The following is a 24108-nucleotide window of genomic DNA, read 5'->3' on the forward strand; positions in this document are numbered from 1 at the left end:
CTTAGATCATTTCCTCGCCACCCTTACCACCGAGTACGATTTCGCCGGCTTCGGCCATACGACGGGCAATGGTGAGGATTTCTTTCTGTGCGGTTTCGACGTCGCTGACGCGCACCGGGCCTTTGGCCTCGAGGTCGTCACGCAACAGTTCGGCGGCACGCTTGGACATGTTCTTGAAGATCTTCTCTTTGACGCCTTCGTCCGAACCCTTGAGGGCCAGCACCAGCACGTCGGAAGACACTTCGCGCAGCAACGCCTGGATGCCACGATCGTCGACATCGGCGAGGTTGTTGAACACGAACATGAGGTCTTCGATCTGACCGGACAGGTCTTCGTCGACTTCGCGGATCGAGTCCATGAGCTGGCCTTCGATCGAGCTGTCGAGGAAGTTCATGATGTCCGCCGCACGCTTGATGCCACCCAGGGTGGTGCGCGAGGCATTCGAGTTGCCGGAGAACTGCTTCTCGAGAATCTGGTTCAGCTCTTTCAGGGCCGCCGGCTGTACGGTGTTCAACGACGAGACGCGCAGGATGATGTCCAGACGCACTTTGTGGTCGAAGTTGCCGAGTACTTCACCGGCCTGATCCGGGTCGAGGTACGCGACCACGATCGCCTGGATCTGCGGGTGTTCGTAGCGGATCACGTCGGCAACGGCGCGCGGCTCCATCCATTTCAGGCTGTCGAGGCCACTGGTGTTGCCACCGAGCAGGATGCGGTCGATCAGGCCGTTGGCCTTGTCTTCACCCAGGGCCTGGGTGAGCATTTTGCGCACGTAGTCGTCGGATCCGACGCCGAGGCTGGTCTGGTCGCCGACGATGTCGACGAACTCGCTCATGACCTGCTCGACCTGCTCGCGATGGACGTTGCCCATCTGCGCCATGGCCACGCCGACGCGCTGAACCTCTTTCGGGCCCATGTGGCGCAGCACTTGTGCGGCATCGGTCGAACCCAGGGACAGCAGCAGAATCGCGGCTTTGTCGACCTTGTTCAGTTTGACGGTTGCGGCTCGGTTATCACTCATCTGCGTTAATCCACTCTTTCACGACCTGAGCCACGCGACCCGGATCCTCGGCCACCAGACTCTTGATTGCATTCAGTTGCGCGTCATAACCCTCACTTGGGCTCGGCAACAGAATGCTCTGCGGACCACCGAGGCTCACGCGGTCGTTGGAAAGTTCGCCGTCCAGGCCGCCCATGCCACCGAGTTCCACGTCGCTGCCAAGACCGGCCAGCTCCTTGCCTTTGCCGCCGCCGGTGATGTTGTTAAGCACCGGACGCAGCACACCAAACACCAGCACCAGGATGAACAACACACCCAGCACTTGTTTGACGATGTCCCAGAACCATGGCTGGGAGTAGAACGGAATATCGGCAATCACTTCGCCGCGCTCTGCGGAGAACGGCATGTTGATCACGCTGACACTGTCGCCACGGCTGGCGTCGAAACCGACGGCGTCCTGGACCAGACGGGTGAAGCGCGCCAATTCGTCGGCGCTCCACGGCGCACGGGTGGTTTCGCCGTTGGCCGCGTTGACCTTGACCTGATCGTCGACCACCACCGACACCGACAGACGATTCAGGCGACCCTGCTGCTGTTTGGTGTGGCTGATGGAACGGTCAAGTTCGAAGTTCTTGGTCGATTGTTGACGCTTGTCGGCCGGGTACGGCGCGAGCATTGGCTGACCGGTGGCCGGGTCCATGATCTGCTGACCATTGGCGTCAACCAATGGCTGACCAGGCTGGACCATGGCGGCCGGCGCGGCGGTGCCGCCGGTAGTTTGCGGCGCCGAGGCTGGCGACGGTGGCTGGTTGCTCAGGGCACCCGGCACGCCTTGCGGGCCATTGCTGGCGGTGCGTTGCTCGTTGACCGACTGCTCGCTGCGCAACGCCGGCTGATCCGGGTTGAACTGCTCGGCAGTCGACTCGACGGCATTGAAATCGATGTCGGCCGAGACTTCAGCCTTGTAACGATCATTGCCCAAAACCGGCTGCAAAATGTTGTGTACACGCTGGGTGAGCATACTTTCCATGCGGCGGCTGTAATCGAACTGCTTGCCGGCCATGGTCATTTCAGAGTTTTCCGCCTGATCAGAGAGCAAGGTGCCCTTCTGGTCGACGACGGTGATCTGCGATTTGCTCAGCTCGGGAACGGAGGTCGCCACCAGGTTGATGATCGCAATCACCTGACCCGGCTCCAGCGAACGACCGCTGTACAGTTCAACCAGAACCGAAGCACTTGGCTTGCGCTCATCACGGACGAACACCGAACTCTTCGGAATCGCCAGATGCACACGGGCACCCTTGACGTTGTTCAGGCTGGAAATGGTCCGCGCCAGCTCACCTTCGAGGCCGCGACGATAACGCGTCGCTTCCATGAACTGGCTGGTGCCCAGACCCTGTTCCTTGTCGAGGATTTCGAAACCGATATTGCCGTCGCTGGGAGTGACACCAGCAGCAGCGAGTTTCATCCGCGCACGGGACAAGTCATCGGCCTTGACCAGCAAGGCGCCGGAATTGGGCTCGACGTTGTAAGGAATGTCAGCGGCGGCCAGAGTATCCATGACCTGCTTGGCGTCCATGCCGGCAAGGCTGCCGTACAACGGACGGTAATCCGGCTGCTGCGACCACAGCACCACGGCAAAGCCAATCGCCACGCTCGCAGCCAGGCCGACCAACAGGCCCACCTGACGCAGCATGGTCATCTCGGAGAGGTTTTCCAGGAAGGACAGACCGAACAGCGGCGGTTTGCCGTCTATCGGGGTGGCCTTGGCCGGAACGTTATCGGCGACTGCTTCTGCCATGACTCAATCTCGTCCTTAAACCGGCATCTGCATGATGTCTTGATAAGCCTGAACCAGTTTGTTGCGAACCTGGGTCAGAGCCTGGAACGACACGCTGGCTTTTTGCGAAGCGATCATCACGTCCGTCAGATCGACGCCGCTCTTGCCCACTTCAAAGGCATTGGCCAACTGAGTCGACGCGGTCTGGGTATCGCTGACCTTGTTGATCGCCTGACCGAGCATGTCGGAAAAGCTGCTGCCTCCCAGCTCAGGGACAGCGGTCGTCGATTTCGGCGCAGACATGGCATCCAGCTTCATGGCCTTCATGTCTGTCATCAACCGATTAAATTCAATACCTTGGCTCATGGTCTACTCTCTTGGGCGGCCCGCAATTTTTTGACACTCACTCGGCGGGTACACAGGTATTAGCAACAAGGGTGCCAGCTCATGGGCAGCCCTTTCAGAAAAGCGTTTTCAACGTTTTGCAGCACGGCTCAGGTGGCGAACAGATAACCTTCGACGTCCATCCCGGCATCGCGCATTTGTGCCAGTTTGTAGCGCAGGGTGCGCGGGCTGATGCCGAGCTTTTCCGCCGCTTCCTTGCGGCGTCCACGCTCGGAGCGCAGGGTGTCGATGATCATCTGAAACTCCCGGCGGCGCAGGTCATCGCCCAGGGCACCGGCCGAATCCGCTTCGATTTCCACTTCGCGAATCACCGCAGTCAGCGGCGCGGCGACAGGCACTGCGGTGTACGTCACGGGGCCTGCCAGACAGAAATCCTGCGGCTGAATCAAACCGCCCTGCTGCAAGATCAGCGCACGTTGAATGGCGTTATCCAGTTCACGCACATTACCCGGCCACGGATACGCAATCAGGCAAGCTTGCGCGTCAGGCGAGAGTTTCGCTGCGGCGTGCTTCATTTTATTGACGTGTTTGGCCAGCAACCTTTCGGCCAGCGGCAGGATATCGGCAGTGCGCTCGCGAAGTGGACGCCAGGCCAGTGGGAAAACCGACAAACGGTAATAGAGGTCTTCACGGAAACGCCCCGCCGCCACTTCGCCCGCCAAGTCGCGGTTAGTGGTGGCAACCACGCGAATATCCAGGGCGATCGGCTTACGCGCACCGACGCGCTCGACTTCGCGCTCCTGCAACACGCGCAGCAGTTTGGCTTGCAGGCCAAGGGGCATTTCGGAAATTTCGTCGAGCAGCAACGTGCCGCCGTCAGCCTGCTCGAACTTGCCGGCCTGCGCGGCGATGGCGCCGGTGAACGAGCCTTTCTCGTGACCGAACAGCGTCGCCTCGAGCATGTTGTCCGGGATCGCTGCGCAGTTGATCGCAATGAACGGCTGACTGGCACGGTGGGATTGCTGGTGAATGTAGCGCGCCAGCACTTCTTTACCCGTACCGGATTCGCCGGAGATCAGCACCGTGGAATCGCTGCGTGCCACTCGTGCGGCCAATTCGAGAAGTTGCGCACTGGCCGGTTCGACAGCGATAGGGCCTTCACTTTCGCTCACGCCAATATTGCCCAGTGCATGCCGCGCCACCAGATCGAGCAAAGCCTTGGGCTCGAACGGTTTGACCAGATAATCCGCCGCACCCTGACGCATCGCATCGACTGCACGTTCGACCGCGCCGTGAGCCGTCATCAGCAACACGGGTAATTGCGGCTGACGAGCACGCAACAGGGCAAGCAATTGATGACCATCCATGCCGGGCATGTTGACGTCACTGACCACCAGACTGAACGCCTCGCGCGACACTGCCGTCAGCGCGTCTTCAGCGCAACCGACCGCGTGGTAATCGTGGCCGGCCAGCAACAACGTATCGGCCAGCGCCTCGCGCAACGAGCGGTCATCCTCGACCAGCAAAACCTTGATGCCCATGTCTTTCACTCAGCTCCCTGTACAGCGGAAAACAGCGGCAGGATCACCTGCGCGCACGTGCCACGCCCAACTCGCGAACGCAGGTGCAATTCTCCCTGATGTGCCCGGGCCACAGCCTTGACCACGGTCAGGCCCAGGCCGGTGCCGGTGACTTTGGTGGTAAAAAAGGGTTCGCCGAGCCGCGCCAGAACCGCGGGCTCGATGCCGCTGCCACTGTCGCTTATGCTCAGGCGCAGCGTGTTGTCGCGGGTGTAGCAATGGACTTTAAGGCGGATGTCGCTGGCACTGGCCTGAATCGCATTTTCGATCAAATTCAACAGCGCCCCGACCAGTGTGTCGCGATTACACAGCAGTTCGCCGGTATGGCTGTCGCACTGCCAGCGGATTGGCAGATCCTGCACATGGGTCAGCGCCGCCGCTTGCAGCGCCTGCATCAAGGCATTGGGGGTGAGGCGATCGGTCAGCGGTAACTCACCGCGAGCGAACACCAGCATGTCGCGCACCTGGTGCTCCAGCTCGTGCAGACGCTCTTTCAGGCGCCCGGCGAAGCGCTGCTGAGTGGCGACCGGCAACTCCTGCTCAGTCAAATGACTGGCATAGAGCAAAGCGGCGGACAGCGGCGTGCGGATCTGATGCGCGAGCGAGGCGACCATGCGCCCCAGCGAGGACAAACGCTCGTGGCGCGCCAGTTGATCTTGCAGATGGCGGGTTTCTGTCAGGTCGTTGAGCAGCACCAATTGCCCCGGCTCGGCGTCCAGCGAGCGGGTGGCAATCGACAGGCGTCGACCGTTTTTCAGGGAAATTTCATGACCGTCGTCTTCACGCGGGGCGAAGCAGCGCGAAATCACATGGCGCCACAACTCACCCTCAAGCGGCAGGCCGAGCAGTTCGATGGCGGCCGGGTTGGCTTCGCGCACCCTGCCGTGACCGTCGATGACGATTACGCCACCGGGCAACAGATCAAGGAGGTTTTGCAGACGGTTGGCCAAGCGTTCTTTTTCCGCCAGCTCCTGCATGCGCTGGGCGCTGACCACCGCCAACTCACCCTTGAGCTCGGTTACCCGCGCTTCAAGCATGCTGTAGGAGTCCGCCAACTGGCTGGACATCTGGCTGAACAGCTCGAATGCCTGCTCAAGGCCCTGTCGGCTTGCCTGCTCTACGGAGGACGGCTGCCCCTCGGGACTGGAGGCAGAAGACATCTGGGCTTGGGGCATTGTGCTTTCTCGCTTGGCTGACCGTCAGTTAAACGGAACGTTGCGAGGGCTGTAGCAATACCCGTGCCTAAAAAAAACTGCTTATAAATGAAGCAGTTGAAAAACAGGCGTCAATCCTCCGCCTGTTCATCTCCATCGCGGCGGCTCATGCCGTACTTGCGCATCTTCTCGACCAGGGTGGTACGACGGATACGCAGGCGCTCAGCGGCACGCGCCACAATGCCATTGGCATCGTCCAGCGCCTGTTGAATCAGGCCCTGTTCCAGACCACCGAGGTAGTCCTTCAGGTCCAGACCTTCCGGCGGCAGCATGGCGTTGGCGGTGAAGTCAGGCGTATGGCCGTTGATCGCCACGCGCTCTTCGAGATCGCTGCGCAGGCTGTCGACCATTTGCTCGTCTTCGTCGTCGACGTAGCGGAATTTTTTCGGCAGTTCGACCACGCCGATCACCCCGTACGGATGCATGATCGCCATGCGCTCCACCAGGTTGGCCAATTCGCGGACGTTGCCCGGCCAGCCGTGACGGCACAGCGACATGATCGCCGCCGAGTTGAAGCGGATCGAACCACGCTTCTCGTGCTCCATGCGCGAGATCAGTTCGTTCATCAGCAGCGGAATATCTTCGACGCGCTCACGCAGCGGCGCCATCTCGATCGGGAACACGTTCAGGCGATAGTAGAGGTCTTCGCGGAAGGTGCCGATCTCGATCATGCTTTCGAGGTTCTTGTGCGTCGCCGCGATAATGCGCACGTCAACGCTCTGGGTCTTGTTGCTGCCCACGCGCTCGAAGGTGCGTTCCTGCAGGACGCGCAGCAGTTTGACCTGCATCGGCAGCGGCATGTCGCCGATTTCGTCAAGGAACAGCGTACCGCCGTTGGCCAGTTCGAAGCGGCCGGCACGGCTGGTGATCGCGCCGGTGAAGGCGCCCTTCTCGTGACCGAACAATTCGCTTTCGAGCAGCTCCGCCGGGATCGCCCCGCAGTTGACCGGCACGAATGGCGCATCGCGACGCTTGGAATGGTAATGCAGGTTGCGCGCGACCACTTCCTTGCCGGTCCCGGACTCGCCGAGGATCAGCACACTGGCGTCGGTGTCGGCGACTTGCTGCATCATCTGGCGCACGTGCTGGATCGCCCGGCTGGTGCCGACCAGGCTGCGGAACAGATTGGGTTCGCGATGACGGCCGCGCTCGCGAGCCTGGTCATACATCTCGCGATAGACCTGGGCACGGTGCAGGGAGTCGAGCAATTTGCTGTAGCTGGGCGGCATTTCGAGGGTCGAAAGCACGCGGCGACGCTGGTCTTCGGGCAGGTCGACGGAAGAATTATCGCCCATCAACAAAACCGGAAGGAACTCATCCCAGGTTGAGAGTGTCTTTAACAAGCCCAAAAGCGCGCCAGGAGCATTAACGGTCCCGATCAGTACGCAAATGACCTCACGACTAGACGACAAAGAGCCGACTGCCTGCTGCCAGTCATGGCTGCCGCAGGGTAAATTTTCTTCGCCAAGAAAATTTAAAATCACCGCCAGGTCGCGGCGGCGGACGCTATCGTCATCGATCAGCAGAATTTTGGTTTCACGCCACATGCAATAGCAACTTCCCTAGTCAACTCAATGCCCGAAATTAGGGGCAAGCGAGACGCTTGCAGGACACCATGTGCCTGTAGACGCCTGAAATCTGAAAACAGCCACTAGTTAAGTCAAAAAACCGTGCACAGTCAAATTTATGGCGCACATGCCTGGATTAACTGGGGGGCAATTAACCAAACAGATGGTAAACCTTTGCCGCCTTTTGCGCTTGGGTGATCTGCGACATCTCGTTGGCTATCGCTTGCCGCTCACCCATGGCCACCTCAAGAAGGTCCTTGTAGACGTGGAGCAACTCCTCAAGGTTGTCGCGCAACGCGACTTCATCAAGCGCAGCCTCCGCCATGACGTCTTCCATGCAGGAACGGCAAGCCAGATCCAGCTCGCCAATAGCTTCCCAATTGCGTTCGGCGAGGGCAGTAACCAACGCTTCACGGGTATCGGCGATTCGCTGCAATACAAGACTCATGACGATCTCCTTCAGAACTGCGGAGCAGGCACGGGGGCAATAGCATCCCAGCCTTCCTTGACCGTGCTCAGCAAGCCGGCAACCTCATCAAGAATGCGCGGGTCGCTGCTGATGTTCGCCTCGGCGAGGCGCTTCATCATGTAGATATACAGCCCATCCAGATCAGCCAGGGTATCTGCACTGTTTTCCAGATCGAGGCCTTCACGCAGACCGCTGACAATGCCAATCGCCTTGCTGATCGAAGTGCATTTGCTTGGAATGTCCTTGCGCTCGATGGCGCCTTTGGCCTGAGCGATACGGGCCAGTCCACCTTCCATCAACATTTGCACCAGACGGTGCGGGCTCGCTTCGGATGTCTGAGCGTGTGCGCCGACTTTCTGATACTGCCGAAGGGCTAACATCGGATTCATGTTCTACCTCATTGCCACAATGACTCGTATAACCAGTGTATCGCCAACGAATCACAGAACTTTAGATCAAAAGACAAAAACCCGGCGCACGCCGATGAAGCGTAGCCGGGTTTTTGTCGTACCTGCCTGTTACTTCGCGGACTGCTGAGCGTTCAGCGAGCTGAAGAACGACGTGATGTTGCTCGCCGTAGCCTTCATCTGCCCTACCAGCAAGTCCATGGCGTTGTACTTGGCCGTCAGCGTCTTGGTCAGGTTGGCGACACGCAGATCCAGCGCCAACTGCTGCGACGTGAGGCTGCGGGTGTTGTTGTTCAGAATGGTCATACGCTGATCAAGCAGACCGCTGGTGGTTTTACCATCAGCAGAAGCTTTGAGGTACGGATCGACCGCTTTGCTCATTCGCGCCAACAGACCGTTTTTGTCGTCGGTGCCGGAGAACAGCTGCTGCACCTGACCAGTCATGCCTGGCTGAGACATGGCCTTGTTGAAAGCCGTCGCGTCCAGCGTCAGCTTACCGGTGTCGCGATCAGTCATGACGCCGATCTGCGACAGCACACCCAGCTCGCCAGGCGACGAAGTGGTCAATTGGGCACGAATGTCCGCAATCAACGTCCGCGGCAGAGAATCACCGGTAAACGCGGCCTGCACCGTCAACTTGCCATCTTCGTCCGGCGTTGCCTTGGACAGGCTATCGATGGTGGTCTTGAGCGTGTTGAAAGCGTCGACGAATTGCTGAACCGAAGCCTGCAAGCCCTTGGTGTTGGTATCGACAGAGACCTTGACCGCAGTGGGGCTGGCTTCCACCAGGTTCATGGTCAAGCCACTGATGGCGCCGCTCACTGTGTTGCTCTTGCTGGTAACGGCAAGACCATCAATGGTCAGCTTCGCATCCTTGGCAATATCGCCCACAGCCCCTGAGTCACCAGCGGCCGGGGTCGCAGACATGACCTTGGTGCCATCGATTTCCAGACCGGCAATACCACTGACCGTCAGGTCGGAGCCCGCGCCCGTCTTGTTGGAGCTGATCACCAGACGCGAAGCGCCCGAGCTGTCGGTCACGATGTTGGCGGAAACACCGTTGACACCCTGCGCCTTGTTGATGGCATCACGGGTAGTCTGCAAGGTGGCATTGGCCGGAATATCGACATTGTAATCAGTGCCATTCTGACTGATTTTCAGGGTACCACTCGGAATGGCACTGGCCGCGCCGCCGGCAAAGGATGCACTGGCTACTTTCGAGCCGGTGGCCAAGTTATTTACCACGACACTGTATGTGCCCGAAACAGCCGTGTTATCGGAAGTAGCGGTCAGCGTTGTCGGGGTAGCCGAGGTCGCCGCGTAACCGGCAAACGCAGGGTTGGTCTTACTGCCCAGATCGGTCATTGCCTTCTGGTAGGCCGCCAATGCGTTTTTCAGCGCACCGACACCGGAAATCTTCAGGGTGTTGGTTTTGGTCGCAGAATCGATCTGCGTCTGCTTCGGCGACTTGTCGGCGTTTACCAGCGCGGTCACGATCGCGCCGATGTCCAGGCCGGAACCCAGTCCGGAACCCGGTAGAATTGGACTTGCCATGTGCATCTCCCTTCAGATTGTTGCCATTCTTTTGACCGTTACACGCATCTTGAGAACGGACAAACATAATTCATGCCAGCTATCAGACTTTGGCGTCAAACAATACGTGACTCGCATTGGCGAGGCTGTCTGCCAGCTTGAGGGCTTCTGCGGAGGGAATCTGTCGAACGACCTCACCCGTCTCGCTTGCGATCACCTTGACGATGACCTTCCCGGAGTGTTCATCAATCGAAAACTCCAGATTGCGCTTGATCGACTGTACAAACTTTTCGATCTCCTGCACCGCCAGTTTCAATTTGGCGTCGTCCGAATCCTGACTCTTCGCAGCGACCGGCGCTTCAGTCTTGGCAACTTTAGGCGTCTCTGACGGTTTGTCAGCAACCGGCGTTACTGGCTTGGGAGCCGGATAAGACACGTTAAGCTTTACGCTCATGTCCATGCCCATCACCTCTTAACGTAAAAAGGCGAGAGAGCGCGACCAGCGCACCCCCCCGCCCAAACTCGATCCGAAATTACTGAAGCAGCTTCAGTACAGCGGAAGGCAGTTGGTTGGCTTGAGCCAGAACAGAGGTCGAAGCCTGTTGCAGGGTTTGCTGCTTGGTCAGGTTAGCAGTCTCTGCGGCGAAGTCGGTATCTTGTACGCGACCTTGTGCAGCAGTGGTGTTCTCGGTGATGTTCTGCAAGTTCTGGATGGTGCTGGTCAGACGGTTTTGCGAAGCACCCAAGCTGGCACGAGTTGCACCGATGGCAGCGATGGCAGCGTCGATCGCGGTGATCGCGTTGTCGATGTTCTGCGAAGCGCCAGTTACGGTAGCACCGGTCAGGGACAGAGTACCGCTACCTACCGACAGGCTTACTGCGTCGAACTTGGAGCTCAGTACCAGGTCGATGTGGTTAGCCGAACCGGTGTTTGCGCCTACTTGCAGGGTCACAGTACCAGCCGAACCGTCCAGCAGGTTTTTGCCATTCAGGTTGGTCGAAGCCGAGATACGGGTGATCTCGTCGGACATCTGAGCGAATTCAGCGTTGGTAGCGGTCTGGTCAGCAGTGCCGTTGGTACCGTTACGTGCTTTAACAGCCAGTTCACGCATACGCTGCAGGATGTCGGTAGTAGCTTGCAGAGCGCCTTCAGCAGTCTGGGCAACGGAGATACCGTCGTTGGCGTTCTGGATGGCTTGGGTGTTACCACGGATCTGCGAGGACATACGGTTCGAGATCTGCAGGCCAGCGGCGTCGTCTTTAGCGCTGTTGATTTTCAGGCCGGAAGACAGGCGCTGCATCGAAGTCGACAGAGCGTCGGAAGCGCGGTTCAGGTTTTTCTGAACGTTCAACGACGTGGTGTTGGTGTTTACTGTTAAAGCCATGACGAATTCCTCGTTGGTTGGGTACTGCGGCTTCCGGCCCTGGCAACCGCCGGGTATGGCCTAGAGAACCTTCGTAATAGTTATCGTCGGGATTGCAGGTTGCTTGAGGGCTTTTTGAAAAAAATTTGCCATCACCCTGCCACCCCCGAGAAAACAAAGACTTAGCAGCCCATCCACCGCGAAAAAATGACGTCATAAAACCGACTGCCGCGCAAACCTGCGGGCCAGTGCTGTCGGCGTGTTCAGGCCGGAACACTTCCCAGCAAGTCGACCAGTTCGAACTCCATACAATCAGCCAGTGCCAACCAGTCCTGGCGCTCTTGGCAATCGAGCATTTGCGTGAGTATCTGCGCCCACACCTGCTGGACATCCGCAGGCGCAGACAGCAGCAACTGCTGCGCACCATCAAAGACATCGACCATGCTCAGCGCTGCCTCGACATCCCGCCCCAGCCGAAACAGACCGGCACACTGACGGCATTCACCGATGCTTTTTTCCAGCGCCGTCATTGCACGAACTCCTGATTGAACTGCGTCCCGGCGATCAGCGCGCCCGCCCTGCTGCTATTGAAGAACTCAACGCGCGGATGCGCAGCGATGTAACGCTCCAGCACACACAGATAACCACGGAAGTTGAGCTGGGTACTGACCCGCTGCCCATGCCCGTCGCGCACCCAATGCCGCGCCTGATTAACCCCCGGCCCCAGATCACCGTCGCTCCAGCCGGCGTGAGTCTTGTTCATCGGGAAGGCGAAATCGGCGCCAAATAGCGTGATGCGAGACGCGCCCATTTTTACCGCCAGATCGACCGCCGGATGGATCACGCTGCCGCCGACGTGCAGCAGTGCGCGCGGATATTCTTCACGCAACCCGGCGTACACCGGACTGGCCGAGTAACCGCCATAGCGCTTGCCCTTCCATGCCCGTAAAACTTCGGGATCGCTCATGGGCAAATATACCAGCGGGATACCGTCGGACGCTTCGAACGGCAGGTGCCGAAAGCTGATGCGCTGATCAATGGTCACCACCAGATCCGGGACAATCCCGTGCTCGATCAACGGCCGATACGCCGTGTCGACACAGATGAGCAGCGGGCGCTGAGCCTGAGTCCGGAGTGCTGCCAATCTTTCAAAATGCCCTTCCAGAGTCGGCCCGGTAGCAATCACGTAAATCTCACGATCGGTGCAGGTGCCAAACAACTGCGCCACATCGTCATCGCCAAGCAGCACCGGCAGGCAGTCCTGCAAGCGCTGTTGAATGAACGGCGACTGCGCGTCGAATTCGCGATTGGTGAAACTCAGATGGACTTCATTGACCAGCCGATCGCGAATCTTCGCGTTGTAATCATCGGCCAGCAGCATCTCGGCAGGCAGGGCAAAAAACGGCGTGAAAAAGTCCGGATGATCAGCGGCGTAAAACAACTCGACGCGCGGATCGTCCAGCCACTGGCGCTGATCGAGCAGTTGCACCACCAGCGCAAACAGCGCGCCATTGAGGATGTGCACGTACAAGCGTTGCAGTCCGGCACGCTCAAGCAGCACAGCGGGCAAATCGCCGAGGCCGGTGCCATAGACGTGCAATTGCGCCTTGTCGGGCAGACTGGTCGCCTGAATCCGCGCTTCATGAAGGCGATCGTGACGACTGGTGAGTTGAATGCCGTTGATGCTCAGCGTCGAGCCTAGCCCCTCAACCAGTTGAGCAGGGACGGCCGCACTGTCTTCCGTCATCAGTCGTTCGAACAGCGCCGGCCAGCGCCGTTGCAACACCTCGGCATTGGCTTGAAAAAACTCGCTCATGGCGCCTCGCGCTCCCTCTTCAGGCAAAAAAATAGCGTTCAAGGTTAACCTTGAACGCTATTTTTGTATCCGCTGTTTTTGATCAGACTCAGGGACGATAGATGATCGCCGAGCCCCACGACAGACCGACACCAAAACCGCTCAGCGCAATACGCTGCCAATCGGAATCGATAACGTGTTTTTCCAGCAGCAACGGAATGCTCGACGACACGGTGTTACCGGTCTCAACCATGTCCTTGATGAATTTTTCCGGCTCGCCTTCGAAACGTCGCGCCACCGCATCGACGATCGCCGCACTGCCCTGGTGAATGCAGAACGCATCGATGTCATCAGCCTTGAGGCCGGAATCATCCAACAGTTCGTGCAAGTGTGCCGGCACCTTCAGCAGAGCAAAGTTGAAGACCTGACGACCGTTCATGAAGAACACGCCATCGGTGACTTTCAAGTGCGGCGCACCGGAACCGTCGGTGCCGAACTTGGCCTTGCCCAGCGCCCAGGTCGGATCTTCGCCCATCCATGTAGCGGTGGCGGCATCGCCAAACAGCATGGTGGTGTTGCGGTCTTCCGGATCGACAATCTTCGAATACGGATCAGCGGTGATCAGCAGGCCGTTCTTCAGGCCGGCGGCTTCCATGAAACCCTTGATCGCGTAGATGCCGTAGACATAACCCGAGCAGCCCAGGGAAATGTCGAACGCTGCCACGTTGGTCGGCAGACCGAGTTTGTCCTGCACGATTGCAGCGGTGTGCGGCAGGCCTTCTTCGTCACCGTTCTGGGTGACGACGATCAAGGCGTCGATCGATTCACGTTTCAGATCCGGGTTGCTGGCAAACAGCGCATTGGCCGCTTCCACGCACAGGTCGGAGGTTTCTTGTTCAGCGTCTTTGCGCGGCAGGAATGCCGAACCGATCTTGCCAAGGATGAATTCTTCATCCTTCTCGAATTTTGCACCTTGTGCGTAATTGTCCACGCCGGCTACAGGAACGTAGCTCGCAATGCTTTTTATGCCAATCATTACGGCTTCCCAATAAAAAACAGCCCAAGACCACCGCTCGCAAGGATTTCGAGGGGCGCCGACAAACAGAAAACGGCCGCCACAACGGGCAGCCACGGGGAGCGCAAAGGGCTATCACTGGAATCGAAAACGAGCCAGGCGCCATCCCCCCGATCAATACAATACAGTGAAGATGCGCGTTATGACTCGCAGGTCACGCTATTTTGCCGAATCGGTGCAGATCGGGTTATTCGACCAACGACCAGTCCAGCGGCGTGCCGCGCTTGATCGGCGCGCGGGCGCGGCGGCCGAGGACGGCGTCGGTGTGCTTGGGCGGCAAACCGAGACCGGGGCGAATGGCGCGCAGATTGTCCCCGCTAAAGGTGTCACCGGCGGCCATGTCAGCCGTGACATACAGCGAGCGGCGATACACCAGCGACTTGCGCTCGGCCTCGGTAACGCCGTAATGCACCTGGCCCATGGCTTGCCAGGCGCGCTCGGTTTCCACCACCAGGCTAGCCATTTCCGCCGGTTCCAGCGAGAAACTGGCATCGACGCCACCCGCTGAACGGTCGAGGGTGAAGTGCTTTTCCACCACCGTCGCGCCAAGCGCCACGGCTGCCACCGACACGCCAACGCCCATCGAGTGATCGGACAGCCCCACTTCGCAACCGAACAACTCACGCAGATGCGGAATCGTGCGCACGTTGCTGTTGAGCGGTGTCGCTGGATAAGTGCTGGTGCATTTGAGCAACACCAGATCTTTGCACCCAGCCTCGCGCGCGGCGCGAACGGCCTCATCGAGTTCAGCGATGCTGGCCATGCCAGTGGAAATGATCAGCGGCTTGCCGGTGGCGGCCACACGACGGATCAACGGCAAATCGGTGTTTTCGAAACTGGCGATCTTGTAGGCCGGAACATCGAGGCTTTCGAGAAAGTCGACTGCGCTGTCATCGAACGGCGTCGAGAACGCGAGCATCCCCAGTTCCTTGGCACGAGCAAAAATCGGCGCATGCCATTCCCACGGTGTATGAGCTTTTTCATACAAATCGTAGAGCGAAGTACCCGCCCACAGACTGCCCGGATCCTTGATGAAGAATTCCCCCTCAGACAAATCCAGCGTCATGGTTTCGGCGGTGTAGGTTTGCAGCTTCAGCGCATGCGCCCCCGCCTTGGCCGCTGCCTCGACAATTTGCAGGGCGACGTCCAGTGACTGGTTATGGTTGCCGCTCATCTCGGCAATGATGAAGGGTGGCGCGTCGGCACCGATCAAGCGGTTGCCGATCTTGAAACTAGTCATGCGGGTGATCCTTCAAAACACGGGTGAACGCACAGGCACTCTGAGTGAACCCGGCGTCACGAAACACATTCAACGAGGGACGATTGTCCGGCAACACCCGAGCGGTGATGACCGTCAGTTGCGGCCAGTGCGCGACAACAAATGCCTCGCCACTGGCCAATAGCGCCCTGCCCCACCCCAGCCCCATCCGCCGTTCGAGCAGGTAAATAGAAACTTCGGCTTCAAACCCGCGCAGGTCATACCGCACAACGCCGACCGCGCCGTCATCCGCCTCGGCGATCAGCAGCAGGCGCTGTGGATTACGCAAACTCGCCGTCAGCCAGTTCAGGTGCTGCGGCCAGTCGATCACGCCGCTGTCCAGCGACCAGCGACGTACCGTTTCGGCATTACGACCATCGAACAGCAACTGCGCATCGTCCAGGGTCGCCGCACGCACCTTCAGCACCGCACCGGCCAGTGCCACCGCGACACGCTCGGCACCGCGCCCGTCGACCAGTTGTCGCGAGCGTTCGGCCAGGCTTTGGCGCAAATAATGATTGCCGGTGACAAAGCCGATGGCGTCGCGCAACTGCTCGACACTGACCTGCTCACGAGCGCCCATGAACACATGTGCGCCCGCCGCTGCCATGACTTCGCCGTTGGCCTGCTGATTGTTCGACACGGCAATACAGATCGTCGGCAGCCCCATCGCCGCCCGTTCCCAACTGGTGCCGCCCCCGGCGCCGATAAACAGATCCGCTTCAGTCATGCGCTGATGGAAATCGCTGACGAAACTGTGCAGGCGCCAGTTCGGCCGCGTCTCGGCCAACGCCTGCATCTGCGCCCACGCCGGGTTCTCGGCACCGGCGACAAAATCCACCTGCAACTGGTTGAAATCAGCGAGCGCGAGCATCGCGTGATGAGTCTGCATCGCCGCATCGAAGCCACCGAAATTCACCAGTACCCGGCGAGCCGTGGGTTTGATCTCGATGGCCGGGCAATTGAACTCTTCACGCAGCATGGCGTAGCGCGGGCCCAGCAAGGTGCGGCACCCCTCGGGCAACAGCGGTGAGTAATTTTCACTGAGGCCCGATAAATTCTGATTGAGCAAAAGATCAACGCTGTAGCGCCGGGTAGCCAGATCGTCGACTGCCGCTATGCGCTGCGCCCAGCGCCGGGCGGCGGTTTGCCAGTGATGATCGAGGCCGTAATGATCGACGATGATCCAGTCGAACCCGGCATGGCCGGCCAACAAAAGATCCAGCGCGTCGATGTCGGCCTGCCACGGCAGCATTGATTCGATGGCTTGCTGTGGGTCTTCATCACAATAGAGATCCGGCAACGCAAATGTCTCGAACCCTTCGGCGCTCAGCATATTGAGCCGATGCCCCGGCAATTGCCGGCAGGCAAACGCGACGTGGCTGCCCTGCCCGCGCAACACTCGCGCCAGCGTCAGGCAGCGGGCAATGTGGCCGCTGCCGATGGTTGGCGAGGCGTCGGCACGAATCAACACTCTCATTGCAGCTCTCCACCCGCCTTGAGCGCGGCGTATAGGTATTCGGCGCGCTTCCAGTCTTCAAGGGTGTCGATGTCCTGCACCAGATGCCGGGGCAGAATCACCGGCAGGCTGGCTGGCGAATAGAGCACCTCGCCGCGCAACCACGCCTCACTGCGGCCCCAGTAGAACTGACCGGCATCCTGAAACGCTTCGGGCAAATCCTGCGAACGTGTATTGCGAAATTCCGGATACAAAGGGCTCAACGCGCCCTGCCCGTCCAGCGTCAGCGCACGCTGCACCGGAAAACCGAAACTGCACACGGAAAACGCAAAGGACCGGTCGGGATGCTGTTCCAGTAACTCCAGTCCCTGATGCAGATAGCGCGCCTGCAGTAGCGGCGCCGTGGCGTACACACAGCAGGCGTAATCGAAGGCTGGCAGTTGCTGCAAGGCATGCACGATCACTGCCGCCGTGCCGGTGAAATCATCGGCCAGATCTGCCGGGCGCAAAAATGGTACCTGCGCGCCATGGGCTCGCGCGACATCGGCAATTTCGGCATCGTCGGTGCTGACCACCACCTGCTCAAACAACCCTGAATCCAGCGCGGTGCGGATCGAGCGGACAATCATCGGCACGCCGTCGAATGGCAAGAGATTCTTGCGCGGGATGCGTTTGCTGCCGCCACGGGCCGGGATGATTGCAACGTTGCTCAAGGACGTTTTTCCAACAGGAACCAAGTGATGTCGTCCGCCGGGAATTGCGGATCGCGGTGATAGGCAAAACCATAATCGAGAAGGTGCAGATCGGCATAGCGATCGAGCATCTCACCGGCAAAATCGCGCTTGAACAGCTTGCCGCTGTTGCCACGATAGGACACTTCCACCGGTGCCGGATTGTAATACTCGGCGATCAGGATGTAGCGCTGGCTCAACGCGTACAACTGCGCATAAGCGGTCGGCAACAGCTCCGGGGCCAAGTGAATCAGCACGCCTTTACTCAGGGTCAGGTCGTAGCGGCGCTCGCGCGGGAAATCGAACAGCGAGCCATGCCAGATCTGTGCAATATCCAACGCCCGTGCCTGAGCACAGGCGCTGTCATTGATCTCGACGCCGAACAGCTCGCAACGGGGCAGCAGTTGATGCAACGCCTGCAAATTGTTGCCGGCGTTAGTGCCCAGTTCGACCAGGCTCTCGATGCCTGCGGCACGGCTCAGGGCTTTGGCAAACAACGCCAGATTCGTCGCCACCAGCGGTTGGCCGACATTGCGCTCGACGTACTGGTTGCCGAACTCACCCTGCCAGAATTTTTCCTGCTCGCTCAGATCACGCATGACTCAGTCTCACCCACCGCCACGGCGGCATTCATTCGGTCAGCCGACGCAATTGCTCGACTACATGATCCTGCTGCTGATCACTCAGCAACGGGTACAGCGGCAAGCTGATGGCCTCGGCGTAATAGCGTTCGGCCTCGGGAAAATCGCCCTCGGCAAAACCCAGATCACGGTAGTAGGGCTGCAAATGCACAGGAATATAGTGCAGGTTTACGCCGATCCCGGCGGCACGCAAGCCTTCGAACACCTGACGGTGGCTGAGGCCGATGCGATCGCTCTGCAAACGAATCACATACAGATGCCACGCCGATTGCGCCTCGGGCTGAGGGCTGGGCAGCGTCACCGGCAAGTACGCCAGCAGACGATCGTAACGCGCCGCCAGCGCCCGACGCCGGGCGATGAAATCGTCCAGCTTGCCCAGTTGCGACAGGCCCAACGCCGCCTGCAAATCGGTGATGCGGTAATTGAAACCCAGCTCGACCTGTTGGTAGTACCACGGCCCATGACTGGACTCGGTCATTTGCTGCGGATCACGGGTCATGCCGTGGCTGCGCAGGCGTTGCAGGCGCTCGGCCAGCTCCGGGCGGTTGGTCAGCACCATGCCACCCTCGGCGCTGGTGATGATTTTTACCGGGTGAAAACTGAACACCGTCATCGCCGCGAACTCGCCGCAACCGACCGGGCGTCCGGCGTAACTGGCGCCGACGGCGTGCGAGGCATCTTCAATCACGGTGAAGTTGTAGCGCTCGGCCAGTTCGGCAATCTTGCGCATGTCGCAGCTCTGCCCCGAGAACGCTACGGCTACCAGCACTTTCGGCAAAGTGCCGTCCTGTTCGGCCTGATCGAGCCTCGCTGCGAGGGCGAAGGCATCAAGGTTCCAGGTCAGCGGATCGATGTCGACGAAATCGACTTCGGCGCCGCAATAGCGTCCGCAATTGGCCGAGGCGAGAAAGGTGTTCGGCGTCGTCCACAACCGATCACCCGGCCCCAGGCCTGCGGCCAGACAGGCAATGTGCAGCGCCGCCGTGGCGTTGCACACCGCGACGGCGAAGTCAGCCTGGCAACGCTCGGCCATTGCCTGCTCGAAACGCTCGATGCTCGGCCCTTGGGTCAGCCAGTCCGATTGCAGCACCTCGACGACCGCATCGATGTCTGCCTGATCGAGGCTCTGCCGACCGTAGGGAATCATACCGAGAGCTTCGCGTGCAGATCGGCGATCTGGCCGACCGAGAGAAAATGCGGGTTGGTGTCGGAGCGATACTCGAAATCTTCGCTGACGACACGCCCCTGCTCACCGAGTCTGTCGACGGCGAAATCGACATCGACACTGGTGAAGCGAATCGACGGCTGGATGGTGTAGTGATCTTCGAACTCAAGGGTCATCCGCGCATCGTCCAGCGGCACCATCAACTCATGGAGCTTTTCACCGGGTCGAATGCCGACGTTCTTGTGCGGCAAATGTTCAGCCATACCGCGCGCCAGATCGACGATGCGGATCGACGGGATCTTCGGCACGAACACTTCGCCGCCGTGCATCCGCGCAAAGCTGTCGAGGACGAACTGCACGCCGTGGTCGAGGGTGATCCAGAACCGCGTCATGCGTTCGTCGGTGATCGGCAACTCTTGAGCACCGTCGGCGATCAGCTTGCTGAAGAACGGCACCACCGAACCGCGCGAGCCGGCCACGTTGCCGTAGCGCACCACGGCAAAACGGGTTTCCTGCTCACCGGCAATATTGTTGGCGGCGACGAACAATTTGTCCGAGAGCAACTTGGTCGCGCCGTACAGATTGATCGGGCTGGCGGCCTTGTCGGTGGACAGCGCGACAACTTTTTTCACGCCGTTATCGATGGCGGCGGCGATGATGTTCTCCGCGCCGTTGACGTTGGTGCGGATGCATTCGGTCGGGTTGTATTCCGCCGCCGGCACTTGCTTCAACGCCGCGGCATGCACCACGTAGTCGATGCCGCGCATGGCCTGACGCAGACGATCGGCGTCACGCACATCACCAATGAAGTAACGCATGCACGGCGCGTTGAACGTCTGCTGCATTTCGTACTGCTTCAGCTCGTCGCGGGAGAACACCACCACGCGCTTGGGCTGATATTGCTCGAGCAGTCGGGCGATGAATTTGCGCCCGAACGAACCGGTGCCGCCAGAGATGAAAATCGATTTACCGTTGAACATAGGTTGATTCCTGTCCGGCACGCTTAGGCGAGCAACTGTGCCCAATTGATCGAGGCATTTTCACCCAGAGTGAAACCTTTGCCGGTCAAGGCCAGGTTGGCGTTGTAAGCCGGATCCTGCGCGAAGACGCCGCTCCATTTTTCACGCAGTGTCGCCAGTGCTTGCGGCGCCTGCGGCAGCTCACCGGTATGCAGCACCTGCACCAACGGCGTCCACACGGTGAGGTAACCGGCCTGACCGGCCTTGAGGCACAGGTCGACATCGGCATAACCCTCGGCGAACGTCACTTCATCCAGTCCGCCAAGGGCGTTGAACAGCTCTTTGCGCGCCATCAGACAGACCTTCGACACGGCCGAGTAATTCTGCTCGACAGTCAAACGATGCATATAGCCGTGTGCCGCGTGTTTTTCGCCGATGAAGGGCGAACCCACGCCATCGTTCAGGCCGAGAATCAGACCGGCCTGAGCAATCTTGCCGTCGCGATCGACCAGTTTGGCACCGACGATACCCACTTCCGGACGCTGGGCGTGGTTGAGCAGCGAATCGATCCAGTTCGGGTTGACGACTTCACTGTCTGCGGCCAACAGCACCAGATACTCACCCTGAGCCTGCTCGCTGGCGGCGTTGTACAGTGCGACTTCGCTCAGCGGCTGATCGGCACGCAGCACATTGACCTTGGCGTGGCGCAGCGTGCCAAGCCAGTCGTTGACCGCTGCCGATTGATTGGCGTTTGCCGCCAGCAACACTTCATAACGACTGTAACGGGTTCTGAGCAACACGCCTTCCAGGCAGCGACGCAGCACCGCAAGATCGTCGATGACCGGCACAATGATCGAAACCATTGGCTGTTCGGTGTGACGGTAATCGATCTGCCAGGTACCCGGCACCGTCGATGTGACCTTGGCCTTGTAGCCGCGATTACCTAGATGACGCAGCAACGCCTGGCGTTCATGGGCATTTTCTTCAAGCTCCGCCGCCCGAGTGATCAGCAGCGGCTCGTCGAGGTGCGCCAGGCCGTCAAGGCCACCCTGCTCAATGATGCGCAGCAACAGGTCAAATTCCAGCGCCTTACTGAAGTCAGCCTGATAACCGCCGGCTTCGAGCAAGACTTCACGACGGATCAACCAATGACGCGCCATCAGTGACGGCACGCTTTGCAGCAGATCCAGATTGAAACCGGGGCGGAACACGTCAACCAACGCGCCATTGTCCTTGCGCTGGACCTCGTCGGTGGCGACGGCACGCACCCCCTCGGCGGACATCAATTCCAGACTGGCGCGCAACAGGCCGCTGGCGGTGAACTGATCACCCGCCTCACCCAGCAGCAACCAATCGCTTGGCGACTGCTGAGCGGCCTGGTTGAGCTTGTCGACAAAGTTGCTTTGGGAGACTCGAACAAAGTGCAGCGTGTTTTGTGCAGTAGTCGCGGCCGGTGCTTCGCCGGTGGTGAACACGACAATCCTGAACGCTTTGCAGTGACCTTCGAGCAGGCTGTCGAGCGACACCTGCAACTTGTCGATGTCGTTATCCAGGTCGAGCAGGAAAATACCGAACTGCGGGCCGCCGCCTTCAGTCGCCAGATGCCGGCCAATCGACTCAAGCTGTTCGTTCGCCGGCGCGCGAGCCACCAGCCACTGCAACAGGCGGCCGGACTTCATTTTGCCGAAGACCGGCTGATGATCGTCGACCGTCAGCGTTTCGAGACGGGCAATCCACTCGTGCATGGCTTGCGCGGCGCTCTCGTCACCGACAACGTCCAGTTGCGCCGCCAGACGTTTGACCACAGTCTGGTTGAAGGCGTTGAGATCATGGGCCTGCCACAACCGGTCAACCACACTTTCCGGCGTGTCGTTATTGCGCGCCTGCAACAGGTGCGCCTGACGTGCCCACACGCCTTCCAGCCCTTCCAGTTGCATGCGACCGGCCGGCAGCGCGTGCAACATGAATTCGAACTGCTCCAGACGATCGAAGAATGCCTGGTTGTAAAACGGCATTTCGACATACTGCAGCGGGCCAAAACGACGATCTGGCGCCTTCAACGCCTGGTTCCAGGTCGATTCGAAAATCAGCTCGGCAGTCAGCGCACGCCCGGACTTCAGGCTGTCGGCCATCGCCTCGAAACTTTCCAGGGCAAAGGCCTTGGCCTGCGCGATATCCAGCCCTTCGATAGCGGTAGGCAGCGAGACGAGGAACTCGGCAAAAGCCTCTCGTTCGGCGACCGACTTGGCATCGACGTAGGTCAGCGAGTGATACACGTCGGTATTGTGCTCGGAGACGCCGTAGTTGATCTCGCGCACCACATAAGGAATCGGCAGGATGCGGGCCTTGGCACTGGCCAGCAGGTAGTAGACATGTCCGATTTCCTGCCACTGGAAATTGGTCCCCGGCGGCAACGCCGAATGCCAGTTTTTCATCAGGTCAGTACGGGTTACCGCGTAGAACGGCGGGATGTACTGGCTCATGTAATCGAGGACACGATCCTGCGCGCGCTCGGACGCATAGTCTTCCTGGACTTTCTTGTCGCGGCGGTAGTAGTTCACGCCATGAGCCAGTGACAGGTACATCAGGCAATAGCCGTGGCACATGCCGTAGTCAGGGTTGGCATGCAGGAAGCCGACGGACTCTGCCAGTGAATCGTGCAGGATGAAGTCGTCGTCGGCCGCCAGCACCATGTATGGCGTGGTCAGATGCTCGACACCATAGGCCAGTTTGGCCTGCATGCCCCAGTAGGCGAACTGCGGGACATGGTGGTAATCGACGGCGCAGAAGTCGCCTTCAGGTCGTTCGAGGGTCGAATCGAGCACCATGATTCTGCAGGGCAAGCTGCTGTAATACTTCACCGCCCGGCGCAGGAACGCCGGACGATTGTGAGTAATCAGCACCACCGTCAACAGATCGTTGAGCGGTAGCGTCAGTTCAGAACTGTACTTGCCTTGCATAACTTCTCTCCACAACCGGCGACTCGCCGAGATAACGCTTTGGGGATGTTGCGAATTAACGGACGCGACGCAGATAGCCGTCCGGCGCCACGGTGATCAGCAGCTTGTTCTGCAACTGCTGGTCGATCTCGAAATCCTGGTTCTCTTCGAGGTATTTCCACACAGCGGTTTTCGGGTTGTCGCCCGGGCCCCACGGACGATCCGGGAAGAAATCGGCCGGCATGTCTTCAACCACGGTGTCCATGACCACGCAGTAGCTGTCGACCGACACCAGCGGTGCGTACAGACGCAGCTCTTCCAGTACGTGATCGTGGGTGTGGTTGGAGTCGAGTACCAGAATGACTTTCTTGCCTTTGGCCGCAGCCTGCACCTGGGCGGCAATGCCGGCGTCAATGCTCGAACCTTCGATCATCTTGATGCGCTTGGCCATCGGGTGGCTTTCGATCGCTTCGCGGTTGTGCGGGCGAATGTCGAGGTCGATGCCCAGCACTTCGCCGTGGCCTTGCAGCTCCAGCAACGAGGCGTAGTAGATGATCGAACCGCCGTGGGCGATGCCGCACTCGATGACCAGATCCGGTTTGACCTGCCAGATGATCTCCTGCATGGCCATCATGTCTTGTGGCAGCTGGATGATCGGACGGCCCATCCACGAGAAGTGGTAGCTGTACTTGTGCTTGGCCGATTCGTTGAAGAAATCGCGGGCCAGGCCGGTGAGTTTCTGGTCGTCACCCTGCAGGGCAATCTGTTCCCGGCACTCGGCTTCGAAGGCTTGGTTGATGCTGTTGTCGGTCATTTTAATAATCTC

At 59.4% G+C, this 24108-nt stretch carries 22 protein-coding genes; all 22 read right to left on the reverse strand.

Features of this window, described 5'->3' with window-relative positions; translation table 11 throughout:
• Position 1: 1 nt before the first annotated feature.
• Positions 2–1021: a flagellar motor switch protein FliG gene (fliG, locus tag CKW38_RS25280; RefSeq protein ID WP_007920042.1), complete on the reverse strand. Its 1020-nt coding sequence runs from the start codon at positions 1019–1021 to the stop codon at positions 2–4.
• Positions 1014–2801 (reverse strand): flagellar basal-body MS-ring/collar protein FliF, encoded by a 1788-nt coding sequence (gene fliF, locus CKW38_RS25285; RefSeq protein ID WP_007920043.1) that lies wholly within the window; start codon positions 2799–2801, stop codon positions 1014–1016. Before fliF ends, fliG begins: the two co-directional genes overlap by 8 nt.
• A 15-nt stretch (positions 2802–2816) precedes the next feature.
• Positions 2817–3146: a flagellar hook-basal body complex protein FliE gene (gene fliE / locus CKW38_RS25290; RefSeq protein WP_007920044.1), complete on the reverse strand. Its 330-nt coding sequence runs from the start codon at positions 3144–3146 to the stop codon at positions 2817–2819.
• A 128-nt stretch (positions 3147–3274) separates the two neighbouring features.
• Positions 3275–4666, reverse strand: coding sequence for a sigma-54 dependent transcriptional regulator (locus tag CKW38_RS25295; protein WP_007920046.1), 1392 nt, complete (start codon positions 4664–4666; stop codon positions 3275–3277).
• A gap of 5 nt (positions 4667–4671) precedes the next feature.
• Complete coding sequence (locus CKW38_RS25300; RefSeq protein ID WP_176472369.1) at positions 4672–5865, reverse strand: PAS domain-containing sensor histidine kinase; 1194 nt, start codon at positions 5863–5865, stop codon at positions 4672–4674.
• Positions 5866–5990: 125 nt separating this feature from the next.
• Positions 5991–7466: a sigma-54 dependent transcriptional regulator gene (locus tag CKW38_RS25305; RefSeq protein WP_007920053.1), complete on the reverse strand. Its 1476-nt coding sequence runs from the start codon at positions 7464–7466 to the stop codon at positions 5991–5993.
• A gap of 172 nt (positions 7467–7638) precedes the next feature.
• Positions 7639–7935, reverse strand: coding sequence for a flagellar protein FliT (locus CKW38_RS25310; RefSeq protein ID WP_095114152.1), 297 nt, complete (start codon positions 7933–7935; stop codon positions 7639–7641).
• A gap of 11 nt (positions 7936–7946) precedes the next feature.
• Positions 7947–8345 (reverse strand): flagellar export chaperone FliS, encoded by a 399-nt coding sequence (fliS, locus tag CKW38_RS25315; protein WP_007920055.1) that lies wholly within the window; start codon positions 8343–8345, stop codon positions 7947–7949.
• Between the two features lie 129 nt (positions 8346–8474).
• Positions 8475–9917, reverse strand: a complete 1443-nt coding sequence (fliD, locus tag CKW38_RS25320; RefSeq protein ID WP_007920056.1) for a flagellar filament capping protein FliD — start codon at positions 9915–9917, stop codon at positions 8475–8477.
• An 82-nt stretch (positions 9918–9999) separates the two neighbouring features.
• A complete protein-coding gene (locus CKW38_RS25325) occupies positions 10000–10356 on the reverse strand; it encodes a flagellar protein FlaG (protein WP_007920057.1) in 357 nt (118 codons plus the stop codon).
• A gap of 73 nt (positions 10357–10429) precedes the next feature.
• Positions 10430–11281 carry a flagellin domain-containing protein gene (locus tag CKW38_RS25330; protein WP_007920059.1) on the reverse strand — a complete coding sequence of 284 codons (852 nt, stop codon included), beginning with the start codon at positions 11279–11281 and terminating at the stop codon, positions 10430–10432.
• A 242-nt stretch (positions 11282–11523) separates the two neighbouring features.
• Positions 11524–11790, reverse strand: a complete 267-nt coding sequence (locus CKW38_RS25335; RefSeq protein ID WP_095114153.1) for a hypothetical protein — start codon at positions 11788–11790, stop codon at positions 11524–11526.
• Positions 11787–13076, reverse strand: a complete 1290-nt coding sequence (locus tag CKW38_RS25340) for a motility associated factor glycosyltransferase family protein (RefSeq protein ID WP_095114154.1) — start codon at positions 13074–13076, stop codon at positions 11787–11789. The genes CKW38_RS25335 and CKW38_RS25340 overlap by 4 nt, the downstream gene beginning before the upstream one ends.
• Positions 13077–13164: 88 nt before the next feature.
• Positions 13165–14091 (reverse strand): ketoacyl-ACP synthase III, encoded by a 927-nt coding sequence (locus CKW38_RS25345; protein WP_007920064.1) that lies wholly within the window; start codon positions 14089–14091, stop codon positions 13165–13167.
• 226 nt (positions 14092–14317) lie between these two features.
• Positions 14318–15370 (reverse strand): pseudaminic acid synthase, encoded by a 1053-nt coding sequence (gene pseI / locus CKW38_RS25350; protein WP_095114155.1) that lies wholly within the window; start codon positions 15368–15370, stop codon positions 14318–14320.
• On the reverse strand, positions 15363–16868 hold the full coding sequence (gene pseG, locus CKW38_RS25355; protein WP_095114156.1) for a UDP-2,4-diacetamido-2,4,6-trideoxy-beta-L-altropyranose hydrolase: 1506 nt from the start codon (positions 16866–16868) through the stop codon (positions 15363–15365). The genes pseI and pseG overlap by 8 nt, the downstream gene beginning before the upstream one ends.
• Entirely contained in the window at positions 16865–17560 is a 696-nt protein-coding gene (pseF, locus tag CKW38_RS25360) for a pseudaminic acid cytidylyltransferase (RefSeq protein ID WP_095114157.1), read from the reverse strand. Before pseF ends, pseG begins: the two co-directional genes overlap by 4 nt.
• Complete coding sequence (locus tag CKW38_RS25365; RefSeq protein WP_007920069.1) at positions 17557–18177, reverse strand: pseudaminic acid biosynthesis-associated methylase; 621 nt, start codon at positions 18175–18177, stop codon at positions 17557–17559. Before CKW38_RS25365 ends, pseF begins: the two co-directional genes overlap by 4 nt.
• Positions 18178–18208: 31 nt before the next feature.
• A complete protein-coding gene (gene pseC, locus CKW38_RS25370) occupies positions 18209–19366 on the reverse strand; it encodes a UDP-4-amino-4,6-dideoxy-N-acetyl-beta-L-altrosamine transaminase (protein ID WP_095114158.1) in 1158 nt (385 codons plus the stop codon).
• Positions 19363–20364, reverse strand: a complete 1002-nt coding sequence (gene pseB, locus CKW38_RS25375; RefSeq protein WP_007920072.1) for a UDP-N-acetylglucosamine 4,6-dehydratase (inverting) — start codon at positions 20362–20364, stop codon at positions 19363–19365. Before pseB ends, pseC begins: the two co-directional genes overlap by 4 nt.
• 23 nt (positions 20365–20387) lie before the next feature.
• The gene (locus tag CKW38_RS25380) at positions 20388–23303 is read right to left on the reverse strand and encodes a TIGR00180 family glycosyltransferase (RefSeq protein ID WP_095114159.1); all 2916 of its coding nucleotides are present in this window, start codon (positions 23301–23303) and stop codon (positions 20388–20390) included.
• Between the two features lie 55 nt (positions 23304–23358).
• Complete coding sequence (locus CKW38_RS25385) at positions 23359–24096, reverse strand: cephalosporin hydroxylase family protein (RefSeq protein WP_007920080.1); 738 nt, start codon at positions 24094–24096, stop codon at positions 23359–23361.
• Positions 24097–24108: the final 12 nt, after the last annotated feature.

The organism is Pseudomonas sp. Irchel 3H7 (assembly GCF_900187605.1).
Taxonomy (GTDB): Bacteria; Pseudomonadota; Gammaproteobacteria; order Pseudomonadales; family Pseudomonadaceae; genus Aquipseudomonas.